The sequence below is a fragment of the Citrobacter sp. S-77 genome (assembly GCF_963864895.1).
GTDB classification, from domain to species: Bacteria; Pseudomonadota; Gammaproteobacteria; order Enterobacterales; family Enterobacteriaceae; genus Citrobacter; species Citrobacter murliniae.
Map to the genome: position 1 here is coordinate 1,490,168 of NZ_CAWLWU010000002.1, position 13,483 is coordinate 1,503,650.

Below are 13,483 nucleotides of genomic sequence, written 5' to 3' on the forward strand. Positions count from 1 at the left end.
ATTGGCGTCCTGAAATTCGCACATGCGCATAACCGCGCTTCAGCGGTTTTTTTGCGCACGTTTCCTCACATCCAAATTATGGTGGGGCGTGCAGGGGCATCGAAAGATGCGCCGGGGTCATGTGCGACCGGTTACGCCAACCCTGTACGTCTCACCACCTCTATGATTGGCGTCTTATGTGGTGAGTTTTCAAAATTCGCACATGAGGATGTCACTATGGCAACCACCCCTACCCAAACTCACCCAAAAATCGATGTTATCCACGGTAAGGTCGTTACCTCTTCTTTGGCAGTCGCCGAATATTTCTGCAAGCAACATAAAAACGTTATTCAAAAAATCCAGATGCTTGAATGCTCGGTTGAATTTGCTGAGCTGAATTTTCAGCCCAGTGAATACATCGATTGCACAGGTCGCAAACTCCCTTGCTATCAAATCACCCGCGACGGCTTCGCGTTTCTTGCTATGGGGTTCACTGGTAAGCGTGCTGCTCGTTTCAAAGAGGCATACATCAATGCCTTTAACCAGATGGAGAAGAGTTTATCAGGTGCTGGTGCGGCTGATATGTCAGCCGTCGCACGAAACGCCAGAGGCGTATACCTGCATTTGCGTGAAATCCATCAAATCTGGAAAAGCCAGCTTTATCCCATGCTTAAGGCCGTTGAATCTCCGCTGGCGAGCAAACTGTACGACCGTGTAGGAGATGCTGTATTTGGCGCAGCACTTGTTGATTCCAGGCTCAATGGTTCTGACAAGGAGGTGCGCCCATGATTCGTCGAGTCGTTAATTCCCTGTATCACCGATACAACCGTTGCCCCCGTGTGGGGCAGTGGTTCGCCACCAGCAACGGTCACGTTCTGCGGGTTTGCCTGGTCAGCACCGAAAGCCAGAAAGTCGTGTGTGAACTACAGGGACGTAGCTACACCATCAGTTATCCGCTGGTGGCGTTTCAGTCCGGAAAAATGTTTAAACGCCTGGGAGGTGCTCTATGAGCATGGAGCTGATGGTTAAAGCGATGAAAATTCGTGTGGGGAATCCATTGCGAAAACTGGTTCTGGTTAAGCTGGCGGATAACGCCAGCGATCAGGGGGAGTGCTGGCCGAGCTACCAGCATATTGCCGATCAGTGTGAGATCACCAAACGCTCGGTGATGAATCATATTGCGGCGCTTTGTGAGTCCGGATTGGTAAAAAAAGTCACCCGGAAAGGTGAAAAAGGTAACTCAAGTAATATCTATCGTCTGTATCTGGATGGTGCAGGAAATTCACTAGGGGGTAGTGCAAATAATTCACCACCTAGTGAAGCAAATTCACCAGGTGGTGCAGGATATTCACTAGGGGGTAGTGCAGGAGATTCACCCAGAACCAGTCACTCTTTTGAACCAGTCAATGAACCAGTCAATGAACCAACAATTGGCGCATCCGCTGACGCGTCTGCACCAGCGCGTTCTGCTCGGCAGGAATATTCACCGGAATTTGAACAGGCCTGGCAGGAATATCCCAAACGTGCTGGTGGCAATTCCAAGTCAGCAGCCTTCAAAGCCTGGAAAGCCCGTATCAGGGAGGGAATAAAACCGGAGACCATGCTTGATGGCGTGAAGCGGTATGCCGCCTGGGTACGCGCTACAGGAAATACTGGCACACAGTTCGTGAAACAGGCTGCGACGTTCTTTGGACCCGATCGCCACTTCGATGAATTCTGGCAACAGCCAGCCGCTCCCGGAGGTGGGCGGCTGCGACAGGTTGATGTCCTGTCTGGCCTTGGTGCCATGTCTGACAAATTCGGTAAATCCAGTAACAAACTGACATTCTGAGGTGATAGCGATGATGACGTTTGGTCAGCGTGAAAAACAATCAAGACTGCAGGCGCAAATGGATGAGCTACAGGCAGAGCTGGCATTTGCGAAGACAGGGGAAAAACCGTGGCCTTACCGCGCCTGCCGGGAAGCAGAAGGCGCAGGATGCTGCGAAAAACACGGCGAATACAACACGCATATCCTGGAATGGGACGAGCGACATGGTGAGACAGCCTTAAAAATCTCCCGCTGTCCGGAGTGTCTGGCGGATGAGATTAGCGTGACACATCGGGCGTTAGTGGCGCTGAAAGCCGATGCTCTGATTGAAGACGCGGGCATTGCCTTCCGGTTTTGCGACTGTGAGTTTGAAAACTATCTGGAAATTAATCCTGACGCAGCCAGGAATCTTGCAGCCTGCCGTCGCTATGCGGAAAACTGGGCTGATGTTCTCGAGAACGGCACAAGTCTTGTTCTGACTGGCAGCTGTGGCACTGGAAAGAACCATCTGGCTGTGGCTATGGCAAAACACATCATCCGTAACCATCTGGCCAGAGTGGAGATTACTGACGTGATGCGCCTAACCCGCGCGGTGAAAAACTGCTGGCGGAACGACAGCGAAAAAACAGCGGATGAGGTCATCGAGCATTATGCGTCACTGGATTTGCTGATCATCGACGAGGTAGGCGTTCAGTTTGGTAGTGCGGCTGAAATGGCAATTCTTCAGGAAATCATCAATGCGCGTTACGAAAGCGTTTTACCGACAATTTTGATCAGCAACCTTTCTCCGGAAGAGTTGTGGGCGTTTATCAGTCCCCGAATTGCCGACAGGGTCACGGATGGTGGTCGTAACTGGCTGTCGTTTAACTGGCCCAGCTACCGTGCGCATATTGGAGGTGTGGCAGCATGAGCAATCCAGTATGGCGCAATGATGATCTTGAAGGCGCAGTAATTGGCGCATTCCTACTGCGTGGCGCGGATCCTGAAGTGCTGGATGTTGTTGCTCATTTGCCTGCTGAGGTGTTCTCTGTGCGCCAGTACCGCGATATTTACGTGGAAATTTGTCGGCAGGCTCGCAATACCGGTGTTATTGACCCGGTGTTGTTGTGTAACGACATGCCTGAATTGGCTTCTGTGATTACTGATGCCGGGCGTAAGGCCTGGGCGAAATCTTCTCTGGAGTATTACGTTAATGCGCTGCGGCGGAATGCGGCGCTTCGCGATGCAGAAAAAGCACTGAACGAAGCTATTCGTGGAATGCGTGAAGCACATACCAGTGAAGCAGCAGAAGAAGCGCTGAAAACCGCGCAGAACGTTATGGCTACCATATCCACGGATGCAACGGTTATTCAACCTGTTCATATTGATGACGTATTGCCTGATGTCGTTCAGAGGGTGGAAGAGAGAAATCAGGGCGTGGAAAATCCCCGTTCTTTGATGACGGGTATCAGTGAGCTGGATGAGAAAACAGGAGGCATAGAGCCTACAGACCTGGTATTCATTGCTGCCCGTCCATCGATGGGTAAAACCGAACTGGCGCTGGATATCATCGACAAGGTGACAGAGCAGGGATACGGGGTATTGCTGTTCACGATGGAGATGGCAAATATCCAGATTGCGGAACGTATGGTGTCTGCCGCTGGTGGGATGCCGGTATCACGCCTGAAAAATGTTGAGCGCTTTGAGGATGAGGACTGGGCGCGTTTTTCTCAGGGCATTGGACGCATGAGTGGCCGCAATATCTGGATGGTGGATCAAAGTGGTCTGACGATTGATGAAATTTGTGCAACGGCTACCCGCCACCAGATGAAATACCCGGAAACTGCCCTTGTCGTTGTCGACTACCTCGGACTGATTAAAACCCGTAGCACCAGCCGTCACGATCTTGCAGTGGGTGAAATTTCAAAGGGTTTAAAAGGGCTGGCCAAGTCTAACAGAACGCCGGTAATCGCCCTTAGTCAGCTGTCGCGTAATGTTGAATCCAGACCCAACAAACGCCCGATGAACTCAGATCTGAAAAACTCCGGCGAAATAGAGGCTGATGCAGACATCATTCTGATGCTTTATCGCGATGAAGTTTATAACCCAGAAACCCAGGCTAAGGGGATTGCGGAAATTAATATCACCAAGCAACGAAATGGTTCTCTGGGGACCGTTTATCGTCGCTTCTGTAACGGGCATTTTCTGCCTGTAGATCAGGAAAGTGCTCAGGTTCTTTCCACCCCAATGCAGCGGCCCCAGCCGCGCAGATACAGCAATACACGTACCGACAGCAGTAAGATGGAGCGTTTCTTTTGAACAACCAGACTTTAACTTTTACTCCGGAACAATTACGCAAACAGGCGCAGGAAATGCTGCGTCATGCTGAACAACTCGAAAAAACGGGCATAACAAAAGACGCCATCCGTAAAGATATGGCACCCGCGCTTCGGGAATTGATGCAGGCGAAGCATCGCGCACAGAAAGCGGTAGATGAACTGGTGGACTGTGTGGCAGAGCTGGAAACCAAAGTCGGAAAGTTTGAGAAACTTGTGCAGGAGGTTTTGCGCTGATGCGTGATATATATGAAGTTTTAGATCGCTGGGGGGCTTGGGCTGCGGCGGAAAATAGCGGTGTCGATTGGCAGCCTATAGCGGCGGGCTTCAAGGGGATTCTGCCACACGGTAAAAAGTCACGCCTACAGTGCGATGATGATGAAGGAATTATGATAGACGGGTGTGTTGCCCGCCTGCGGAAGTATAAACCAGAGGAATATGAGTTAATTATTGCCCATTTTGTTATTGGTATATCGTTACGAACTATTGCAAAAAAAAGAAAATGTTCTGATGGAACTATAAGAAAAGAGTTACAAACTGCATTAGGATTTATTGAAGGGATATTAACAATTTTATCCTAAAAGAAGAGGGCGTAGCCCTCTTAGTTGGCGAGTAAAATATTATCACTAATAGTTACAGCTTCTGTATCAATCAAATCAAAAGACGGTTGTCTTGAGTTTGTTGATGCAATCAGTAACTCTCTACCGATTTTAGCCTTGTTTATGGCGTAACTTAATTCAATGATATTAATTCCGGTTTTTTCATATAACTTGTGTATCAAAGGATGATCATCATAAGACAATAACCAATGAGCTTTGCTTCTTTTTAGTTTTGATGAAAACCGCCGATGATCCTCATCAGAGAAGCAGAAGTTACTGTATATATTGCGTCCCTCTTTAACATATGGGGGATCTGCATATATAAGACTATCTGAAGAAAGGTTGTGAATTGAATCACTAGCGTCCTTCTGACTTACAGAGATTTTATTAGACAAACCAGCTAATCTTTCAATGCGCTGTATTAATGTTTTTTTAGTAAAACGACAATCTAATTTATAATCTGAATTGGATTGTTTTTGTCCTCCAATAGGCCCTGCGTGCAGCATACCAGAACGATTTGTTCTATTTAGGAAAAAAGTTGCAAAACCTTTTTCTAAGGTTGTATGTTTTTTTATATCTGTTGAGTAATAAACTTCTCTCCAATGTTGCCAAGCATCAATGGTTACTGGCTCATTTTCAATCATATTTACTAACGCATTTGTGTTTTTGGTTAGCGATATCCAGAAGCTATATACACCAGGATTTAGATCGTTAAGAACCAGTCGGTCAATTAATCCGGCACATAATAATGGAAGGGTACCACCCGCGCCACCACAAAAAGGCTCAACAAGAGTGCATCCTTCTAATCTGTTTGTTACAACAAATAGAGCAATGAAACTGGATAGCTTCGCTTTGCCACCGGGATACCGGAACGGAGAAATGCCTGAAGGTATTGTAGGCAAACCAAGCATCTTCATAACTGATTGTTTTTTAATGTTTTTTATGTGTTCCAATTCATACGTTCGCATTTACTATATCCCCGGTGACGTCTCGAAGGCATTATACTTAATTATTGTTTTCATGGACACATTGTATTTTGTTGATAAAATAATCAACAAAAATCTGTAGTTTTCCTTGTATGTGAATGATTTCTTGGTCTGTTAGTATGTGTAAATCGTGGTGTGTTGTTAGGTTAGCGATTATTTTTCCTGAATCTTTATAGCTTGCGATTGTTTGCTTGATAAGCTTAGCATCAGGAGTTTTTTCTTCACCAGGAAATAATTTAGCAAAATTCTTGCTAAAAAAATCTAACAAAGAGTCTAAATCCAGATATTTGAATGTACTTGTCTTTTTATATTCTTCATGCATTGTTGATTGTTTTATGAAATGGGATAGAATCACTTGTATAAGTGTTCTACTTAGCAACATTGCACTGTGTTTGAATCTGATGAAGTGAAGTCTTTTAGCTTCTTCTATTAAATCATCGATTTTTTGGTGATAGTTTGTGAATGCTGTTTTTTTATTTAAGAGATAAACATTTTTTTATTTTTTCTTACAGGAGATTGAGAAGGAGTCATTTCATTCTTTTCTTTTACTCCGTCTGTTGAGTCGGCATCAAGAAGATTTTTTTCGGTTGTCTCATCACCATCGTCTGAAAGGTCAAGGTTCAGTTCTTCTTCTAAAAAATCACTATCATCTTCTTCGCAAGGTGTGAATTTTTCAGCAATCTTAATTAGCCTGTCCATATAAAGGCTGATTTTTTCGTCATTTTCTTGTCGGGTTGTGAGTTCTTTTGTAAAGTGTGCATCTCTTGCCATTTGGGCAAGTATATAATTAAATGCTGCTGGTGATATTTTTCTGATAATTAATTCACCAAAAGAATTAAGATTAATTATTCCAATTCTCTCCCTAAATTCAGAGCGTTGGATTAGTCTCAAAATAGCCTCTACTTTAGCGTTATCAATATCAGAAAGAATTAAATCTTTCTCTTGTGGGGTAAGAGTCTCGATTTCAAGAATTTTATCAGTTATCCTCGAGAAAAGGATGACGCTTTTTACCCTAGATGTTGGAACCGTATTGTTAATTGATGCACGTACGTCATTAATAGTTTTGAATTCACTCAGAAGGTCAATGTAATATGCCCCTTGTGTATATACACTCCATCTTCTTATTGATTCCTTTGTGTGCTTTGATGCAATGTATGTTCGTGCAGCAGCGCGATCTTTTAGTTCAATAATATTGATTTTTTTTATGGTTTCTACTGCAGCTTCATAATTCTTATGGTTTTTAATTTTTGATATTAAATGTGAGTGCGCAGTGTTTTTTAAAATTTCAGGTTTTTTTAATACTTTGCAGGCTGTTAACCTTCTGTTTCCTTCAACAATAATTCTCTTATTGCTTCCATTTTCACAAGGGATGGAAAATAACACTTCATCTGGGTGGTAACCATTCGTTAAAATAGATACAATTAGCTCTTTAATTGCATAGTTAGAGAGCATGACATTTATTATATCTTTTTCAGTTTTTAACTTTCCTTGTTTTCTGTAGCCAATAAGTCTTGGGTTGTTTGTATCTAATAATAATGATGATATTGCTTTGGATGTAAGATTGTTTTTACCAAACATTATAATCCCTCAAGAGTTTTGGGTAGTCTATTAACCAGAACATGATGATTTTACAGAAGTTCTAACGCGTACGCAAAAAAGTATGTAAGCTGTTAAGAGTGGTTACTTTGCCACACAACTTAAACCCGTCGCCGAGCAGGTTTTTTAGTGCCTGAAAAGTGGCGCAGTACGGTAAACGTGCTGGTGGTTGCGAATGTCGCGTTTTCATCTTGCTGGCTTTTTTGACAAGAGTTATTGGTATGTCACGTTAACCAGAAAAGGGAAAAAGACATGCTAAAACAGCAGGATATGACATCTGAGGCGAAAGCTATTTATGCTGAACTGACCACCGCACCGGCCACTGCCGGTGATATTGCGGAACGTACGCACACGAGTCTGGCCCGCTGCCAGTTTATACTGACGCAGCTGGTAATGGCGGGGCTGGCTTTTTATCAGTTCGGTTGTTACAAGCGCTGCCAGTAATGGCGGCTTCCCGTTGTGAAAATGGGCGACTGGTGGGTGTTAGCGGCACCTGCCAGCCATTTGCTCATGCATCCAGGTCACAAGCAAACCATGGCCCACTGCTTTCGCGCAAAAGCGATGTGAGCCTAACAAAGTTATGCTTACTGATCTATGAAAAATACTGTAAAAATATCCAGTTGTGAGTTGGTTAATGCTGATTGCCTGAAATTTATCCAGACACTGCCTGAAAACTCCGTCGATTTAATTGTTACTGATCCGCCTTACTTCAAAGTGAAACCCAACGACTGGGATAACCAGTGGAAGGGAGACGGCGACTACCTGAAATGGCTGGACTGGTGTCTGGCGCAGTTCTGGCGGGTACTGAAACCTGCCGGAAGTCTTTACTTGTTTTGTGGGCATCGCCTGGCATCTGATATCGAAATCATGATGCGCGGGCGTTTCAATGTGCTTAACCACATTATCTGGGCAAAGCCATCCGGACGCTGGAATGGGTGCAATAAAGAAAGCCTGCGGGCGTATTTCCCGGCCACAGAGCGCATTCTGTTTGCCGAACATTACCAGGGGCCATATCAGCCCAAAAGTGACGGCTATGCTGCAAAAGGCCGGGAGCTGAAACAGCACGTTATGGCCCCATTGATTTCATACTTCCGTGATGCACGCGATGCGTTGGGTATTACGGCAAAACAGATTGCCGATGCTACGGGCAAGAAAAATATGGCCTCACACTGGTTTGGTGTCAGCCAGTGGCAGTTACCGAACGCGGACGATTATCGGAAATTGAAGGCGTTGTTTGCGCAGGTTGCGGCAGAAAAACACCAGCGCGGTGAGCTGGAAAAACCACACCACCAGCTGATGGCTACATACGGTGAACTGAACCGGCAATATGCCAGCCTGCTGGAGGAGTACAAATCACTGCGGCGTCATTTTTCTGTGTCGGCACTGGTTCCCTACACTGACGTCTGGACGCACAAGCCCGTGCAGTTTTATCCAGGCAAGCATCCTTGTGAAAAACCGGCGGACATGCTGAGGCAGATAATTGAGGCCAGCAGCCGCCCTGGTGATTTGGTTGCGGATTTCTTTATGGGGTCCGGGTCAACAATAAAAGCGGCGTTGGCGTTGGGGCGTCGGGCAATCGGTGTGGAACTTGAGGAAGAAAGATTTAATCAAACTGTTAGTGAAATTCAAATGAGTTTTTAACTGGTATTTAATTTTTTTGTTTGGTGTTTGTATAAAATACAAAATTAAAGATATTTTTACTTATCTTGAATTTTCTTTCGGATTATTTTTGTTGAAATTGTTTTTTTCATCGTTATTATTCCCCCTCCGGTTCTGAGGGGACGACTTTTATCGCTCGGTCAAGTCTGCCCATAAATGAACCTTCATGCCGACTTAGCTCAGTAGGTAGAGCAACTGACTTGTAATCAGTAGGTCACCAGTTCGATTCCGGTAGTCGGCACCATATGCGGACATCGTATAATGGCTATTACCTCAGCCTTCCAAGCTGATGATGCGGGTTCGATTCCCGCTGCCCGCTCCAGGAATATGTAGGGTTCCTGAAAATTGAGAGACATTTCTGACCTCTATCCTTGTGCTATTGATGACACCAGGAATGACTCTCGAACTGAAAGGGTATTAATTGTTGTTGGTTATTGCTGATTTGTGGTGTGGATGAACCTGGTTTCATGGGGATGGTTAGGGAAACAAGCGTCGCAACACTTCCTGAGTTGCCGTTAACGTTACTGGCAATTCACGCATCACAGTTTTTTATTGGATTTGAATGACGTCTTTCGTAGTAGGCAGGTGCGAGCGTAGTGTTGGTAATACGATGAGACGTCATTTAAATGCAGTGAGCCTGCAAATAATGTGGGGCAAGGCAGCATTATCGTCTGCGTTTGATCAAAATCGTTGCGGGTTCAGGTTGCTGCTCCTGAACTCCCTGGGAACGAACCCAGCACTGCATTAACAATTGAGGTGCTCCCCAGGTGCGGGGATGGTTTGGAGAGCTTCAGACGAAGGCCATTGGCATATTACTTGAGGCAGGTGATATGTTTCGGGAGGCACCCGACACCTCAATTCTGTAACACTTATCACATGTAGCAAGTGATACGATCAATAATAAAAATCAATCACATGCGTTTTAGCCACCACCTCCCGTGAGGTGGCTTTTTTTATTTACTCTGTGGAGAAAAGGAGGGGAGAGTATTGGGAGTATGGTTTGTATTAGGTGGGATGCTTTGCTTCTTTATTGTGCATTTGGCAGATAAGCACTCGAATAAGCTGATAGCAGACATAACAATTTTTGCAGGGATATTCATGATAGCCCTTGCCGCCTTATTCTGAGGGGTGATTCTGGGAATGTGGTGAGCTGATGTCATATCTTATAACTTAGTTTTATTGTATAGAATTCGAATGGGTCATTTCCGAATAAGTAGCTGAGGCAGGCATAGGGAAATCATTCGGGGATGGCCCAACCGAATTTGTTATGCAAAAAATAAAAATAGCACCAGTTTATTGAAACCCGCCATCGTGCGGGTTTTGTCGTTTCTGAGGTCCGCTACGGCGGGCCTTTTTTATATCCGCGCCACGCCCGGCGCATATCAAAAACCACAGAGCCTTTCAGGGGTGAGCTTACGGGATGGTCAGTGTGACTTTCTCTGTGGGCTGGTCACTCCTGGGCGCAGGCTCACCCGCTAAAAGGAAAAGTCACGATGTTTGGTATTTTCAAAAAGAAAACCCGCAAGGCAATTGTTGAAGTGAAGAAGATGGAGAACCGTGATGCAGTAGAAGCTACCGTTTGGGGTGCGTATTCCATTGCATATGCTGACGGCACCTGTGACGCCAAAGAAATCGCGGTACTGGAGAAAACCATTGCTGCACTACCGGCTTTTGCGCCGTTCTCTGGTGAGATTACCCAGATGAGCGCCAATATCCGCGCACGTTATGAGGCATCTCCTCGTAGCGCAAATGCTCAGGCATTGCGTGAACTGGCTGATGTGGCGGGTACGCCTGAAGCGGTTGATGTGTTGTGCCTGTGTCTGGATATCGCTGACCAGGACGGTATCGGTCAGGAAGAAGAAGCGCAACTGAAGAAAATTGCACAGGCGCTGCAACTGCCGCTGGACCAGTACCTGTGAAGAGTGCGCGCCTTGTGCTGGCTGCCGTCCTGCTGTTTCTGGTAGTGGCGGTGGATTTTACCGGTCGCCTGATGTCGATACTGGCAGATGGTGTACTGGTGGCCGGAGTGGTTGCACTGCTCTGGCCATTACTTCGCAAAACGGAATAGCACCATACAAAAGGCATCTGAGGGTGCCTTTGATGGGGTGTTGTTTTTATGGGCCGCTGGTGGCCCTTTTTTATTACAGGAGATTCTATGGCTACGGAACCCGTATCCGGGACTGGCACTGCTGTGGCGCTTGGTGGAGCGACTGCCTACGGCGTGTTTACTGGTACGGATTTTGGGATTGTGTTTGGCGCGTTTGCCGGGGCGCTGTTTGTGGCCACGATGCCGCAGGCGATTTCAGCCTGGAGGATTGCGGGGCATTTTGTAGTGTCATTCATCATCGGTGTACTGGGGGCCAAAGTGCTGGCTTCATACCTTGCTGATAAGTCCGGATATGACAGCGCCTCGATTGATGCATTGTGCGCAGTGCTGGTGTCGGTAGTGTCAGTAAAAATTCTGTCGTTTATCCATCAGCAGGATATCGGTTCGTTGATATCGGGCCTGTTCTCCCGACTGCGGGGGGGAGGTGGCAATGGCAGGTAATCTTCCCGGACTGCTGAATGTGGCGCTATGTACGGTTATCGTGCTGACGCTTTTTTTCTACCGCCGAAAAGATGCCACGCATAAACCGCTGGTGTCGTGGCTGGCCTGGCTGCTGATGCTTGTTTATGCGGTCGCGCCGCTCAGTTATCTGTGCGGTCGTCCTCTTCCCGATAGCTGGGGCGTGGTGCTGGGTAATCTGTTGTTCTGTGCGCTTGTGGTATGGGCACGCGGGAACGTGTCAAAAATGCTGTCGTTATTGAGAGTCTAAAAGAAATTAAAAAAGATGTTTTTTAATTTCTCTGCTGGCTGAATTCGACATGGTACTGCTGAGGAATGAAACACAAGATTTATTTGCCAATGTCTCCAGTGTAAATTGGATTAGCTAAAGTTGTTATTTTCATGACGGTAACAGGTAAATTCAGAAGGATGTTATGAAAAAATTGGTACTGCTGTTTTTTTCTATTGCTTTTTTTTCGGTATCCGCCAGTGCAAATGACTTTTACAGAGCGGATGCCAGAACTCCTGAAGAGATTAGGCGGGCAGGAGGGTTATTATCTCGGGGGCAGAATGAAGCATATGATCGTGGAACGCCAGTAAATATAAATTTATATGATCATGCCCGTGGTACTGTAACTGGTAATACCCGTTACAACGACGGCTATGTATCTACTACAACGACACTTAGACAGGCGCACTTGATAGGTCAAAATATTCTTGGGAGCTATAACGAATATTATATATATGTCATTACTGCCGCTCCAAATTTGTTTAATATAAATGGTGTTTTAGGAAGATACAGTCCGTACCCTAACGAAAATGAATTCGCAGCTCTGGGCGGGATTCCATTGTCACAAATTATTGGGTGGTACAGGGTTTCTTTTGGCGTTATACAAGGCGGAATGCAACGTAACCGGGATTACAGAGGGGATTTGTTTCGGGGGTTAGCTGTTGCTCCGAATGAAGATGGTTATCAACTTGCAGGGTTTCCGGCCAACTCCCCTGCATGGCGGGAAGTGCCATGGAGTGCATTTGCTCCGGATCAGTGTGCGCCGAATAATAAAGCAATTAAAGTTTCGTCGTGCACTTCTGCCACAAATGTAATATCGAAATATGAGTTGACAAATTTCAAACAACTTTTAAAACGCAGGTCGGCCTTAATGATTCTAATGAGTGAAGACGATTTCATTGTTGTACATGGAGGAAGAGATGAACTCTAAAAAAATAATCAGTGCTCTTGTTTTGATGACTGGTATTGTATCTAGTCAGGTACATGCAGGTGTGAGTGAACACTTCAAAAGTATTTGCAATCAAACTACTGCAGGTATTGTGACTGGGGTGCAACTTAAGAAATATATAGCTGATATAAACACAAATACTCGAGGGGTTTATGTGGTAAGTAATGCTGGAGGTGTTTGGTATATTCCCGGGAGACGAGGTTATCCGGATAATGTCTTAACTAGCGAAATCAGGAAAACTGCAATGGCAGCCATCCTCTCCGACACGAAAGTAAATTTGTGTGCAAAGGCTTCTTCTAGTCCAAATCATATTTGGGCTATGGAGTTAGATCGAGAGTCGTGAGTGTCAATTATTTCTTGATTCTATTTTTTTTTGCCCCCATATGTTGGGGCAATATCTGTTTATAAAAGAAAAACTGAATACGAGAGCTAAGTATGTCGGGAAAATTCAGATTTAGTCGTCGCAGTGAAAAAAATCTGGAAGGTGTTAAGCCGCAACTGGTGGCTGTAGTTCGTCGGGCGTTGGAATTGACCGAAGTTGATTTCGGTATTAGTGAAGGGTTGCGCACGAAAGAGCGACAGAAACAACTGGTCGCCGAAGGCAAAAGCCAGACGATGAACAGTCGCCACCTGACTGGTGATGCGGTTGATGTTGTGGCCTACGTCGGCAGCCAGATATCCTGGGACTGGCCGTTATACGAGAAAATTGCCTGGGCATTTAAGCAAGCTGCAGCAGAGCGTGGGAACCACCCATTG

At 45.7% G+C, this 13,483-nt stretch carries 18 protein-coding genes, 2 tRNA genes and 1 pseudogene; 18 read left to right on the forward strand and 3 right to left on the reverse strand.

The annotated features are described in order from the left end of the window. From AACS05_RS07610 to AACS05_RS07640, 7 genes and pseudogenes are all read left to right on the forward strand, one after another. Positions 1 to 768, forward strand: a 768-nt coding sequence (locus tag AACS05_RS07610; protein WP_081918191.1) for a Rha family phage regulatory protein, incomplete at its 5' end; no start/stop codon positions are given. Then, positions 765 to 989 (forward strand): hypothetical protein, encoded by a 225-nt coding sequence (locus AACS05_RS07615; RefSeq protein WP_045441291.1) that lies wholly within the window; start codon positions 765 to 767, stop codon positions 987 to 989. The genes AACS05_RS07610 and AACS05_RS07615, both read left to right, overlap by 4 nt. After that, positions 986 to 1,711, forward strand: a pseudogene (locus tag AACS05_RS07620) (helix-turn-helix domain-containing protein); the annotation flags it as partial. The gene AACS05_RS07615 and the pseudogene AACS05_RS07620, both read left to right, overlap by 4 nt. A gap of 109 nt (positions 1,712 to 1,820) precedes the next feature. Then, complete coding sequence (locus AACS05_RS07625) at positions 1,821 to 2,699, forward strand: ATP-binding protein (protein ID WP_045441293.1); 879 nt, start codon at positions 1,821 to 1,823, stop codon at positions 2,697 to 2,699. Continuing rightward, positions 2,696 to 4,087: a replicative DNA helicase gene (locus AACS05_RS07630; RefSeq protein WP_045441294.1), complete on the forward strand. Its 1,392-nt coding sequence runs from the start codon at positions 2,696 to 2,698 to the stop codon at positions 4,085 to 4,087. Before AACS05_RS07625 ends, AACS05_RS07630 begins: the two co-directional genes overlap by 4 nt. Further along, positions 4,084 to 4,341 carry a hypothetical protein gene (locus tag AACS05_RS07635; RefSeq protein ID WP_045441295.1) on the forward strand — a complete coding sequence of 86 codons (258 nt, stop codon included), beginning with the start codon at positions 4,084 to 4,086 and terminating at the stop codon, positions 4,339 to 4,341. The genes AACS05_RS07630 and AACS05_RS07635 overlap by 4 nt, the downstream gene beginning before the upstream one ends. After that, positions 4,341 to 4,685, forward strand: coding sequence for an antiterminator Q family protein (locus AACS05_RS07640; protein WP_045441296.1), 345 nt, complete (start codon positions 4,341 to 4,343; stop codon positions 4,683 to 4,685). The genes AACS05_RS07635 and AACS05_RS07640 overlap by 1 nt, the downstream gene beginning before the upstream one ends. A 20-nt stretch (positions 4,686 to 4,705) precedes the next feature. Here AACS05_RS07640 and AACS05_RS07645 read toward each other — a convergent pair whose 3' ends face one another. The 3 genes from AACS05_RS07645 to AACS05_RS07655 form a co-directional block, all read right to left on the reverse strand. Beyond that, the gene (locus tag AACS05_RS07645) at positions 4,706 to 5,671 is read right to left on the reverse strand and encodes a DNA adenine methylase (protein ID WP_045441297.1); all 966 of its coding nucleotides are present in this window, start codon (positions 5,669 to 5,671) and stop codon (positions 4,706 to 4,708) included. A 37-nt stretch (positions 5,672 to 5,708) separates the two neighbouring features. Then, positions 5,709 to 6,011, reverse strand: coding sequence for a hypothetical protein (locus AACS05_RS07650; RefSeq protein WP_144243058.1), 303 nt, complete (start codon positions 6,009 to 6,011; stop codon positions 5,709 to 5,711). A 155-nt stretch (positions 6,012 to 6,166) separates the two neighbouring features. After that, positions 6,167 to 7,267: a hypothetical protein gene (locus tag AACS05_RS07655; RefSeq protein ID WP_045441299.1), complete on the reverse strand. Its 1,101-nt coding sequence runs from the start codon at positions 7,265 to 7,267 to the stop codon at positions 6,167 to 6,169. Positions 7,268 to 7,501: 234 nt separating this feature from the next. Here AACS05_RS07655 and AACS05_RS07660 point away from each other — a divergent pair, with 234 nt between their 5' ends. From AACS05_RS07660 to AACS05_RS07710, 11 genes are all read left to right on the forward strand, one after another. Then, positions 7,502 to 7,729 carry a TrmB family transcriptional regulator gene (locus AACS05_RS07660; protein WP_223306980.1) on the forward strand — a complete coding sequence of 76 codons (228 nt, stop codon included), beginning with the start codon at positions 7,502 to 7,504 and terminating at the stop codon, positions 7,727 to 7,729. A 150-nt stretch (positions 7,730 to 7,879) separates the two neighbouring features. After that, positions 7,880 to 8,926: a DNA-methyltransferase gene (locus tag AACS05_RS07665; RefSeq protein WP_045441301.1), complete on the forward strand. Its 1,047-nt coding sequence runs from the start codon at positions 7,880 to 7,882 to the stop codon at positions 8,924 to 8,926. A gap of 186 nt (positions 8,927 to 9,112) precedes the next feature. After that, positions 9,113 to 9,188 (forward strand) — tRNA-Thr (locus AACS05_RS07670). 3 nt (positions 9,189 to 9,191) lie between these two features. Next, positions 9,192 to 9,266: transfer RNA gene (locus tag AACS05_RS07675), tRNA-Gly, on the forward strand. Between the two features lie 1,171 nt (positions 9,267 to 10,437). Further along, entirely contained in the window at positions 10,438 to 10,863 is a 426-nt protein-coding gene (locus tag AACS05_RS07680; RefSeq protein ID WP_045441302.1) for a tellurite resistance TerB family protein, read from the forward strand. After that, positions 10,860 to 11,012: a DUF3927 family protein gene (locus tag AACS05_RS07685; protein ID WP_045441303.1), complete on the forward strand. Its 153-nt coding sequence runs from the start codon at positions 10,860 to 10,862 to the stop codon at positions 11,010 to 11,012. Before AACS05_RS07680 ends, AACS05_RS07685 begins: the two co-directional genes overlap by 4 nt. A gap of 87 nt (positions 11,013 to 11,099) precedes the next feature. Continuing rightward, on the forward strand, positions 11,100 to 11,492 hold the full coding sequence (locus AACS05_RS07690; protein ID WP_144243059.1) for a putative holin: 393 nt from the start codon (positions 11,100 to 11,102) through the stop codon (positions 11,490 to 11,492). Beyond that, positions 11,482 to 11,760 carry a phage holin family protein gene (locus AACS05_RS07695; RefSeq protein WP_045441305.1) on the forward strand — a complete coding sequence of 93 codons (279 nt, stop codon included), beginning with the start codon at positions 11,482 to 11,484 and terminating at the stop codon, positions 11,758 to 11,760. The genes AACS05_RS07690 and AACS05_RS07695 overlap by 11 nt, the downstream gene beginning before the upstream one ends. Positions 11,761 to 11,923: 163 nt before the next feature. Beyond that, positions 11,924 to 12,709, forward strand: a complete 786-nt coding sequence (locus AACS05_RS07700; RefSeq protein WP_045441306.1) for an enterotoxin A family protein — start codon at positions 11,924 to 11,926, stop codon at positions 12,707 to 12,709. Then, the gene (locus AACS05_RS07705) at positions 12,699 to 13,070 is read left to right on the forward strand and encodes an enterotoxin (RefSeq protein WP_045441307.1); all 372 of its coding nucleotides are present in this window, start codon (positions 12,699 to 12,701) and stop codon (positions 13,068 to 13,070) included. The genes AACS05_RS07700 and AACS05_RS07705 overlap by 11 nt, the downstream gene beginning before the upstream one ends. A gap of 92 nt (positions 13,071 to 13,162) precedes the next feature. Beyond that, positions 13,163 to 13,483: M15 family metallopeptidase (locus AACS05_RS07710; RefSeq protein ID WP_045441308.1), on the forward strand; the 321-nt coding region annotated here is incomplete at its 3' end.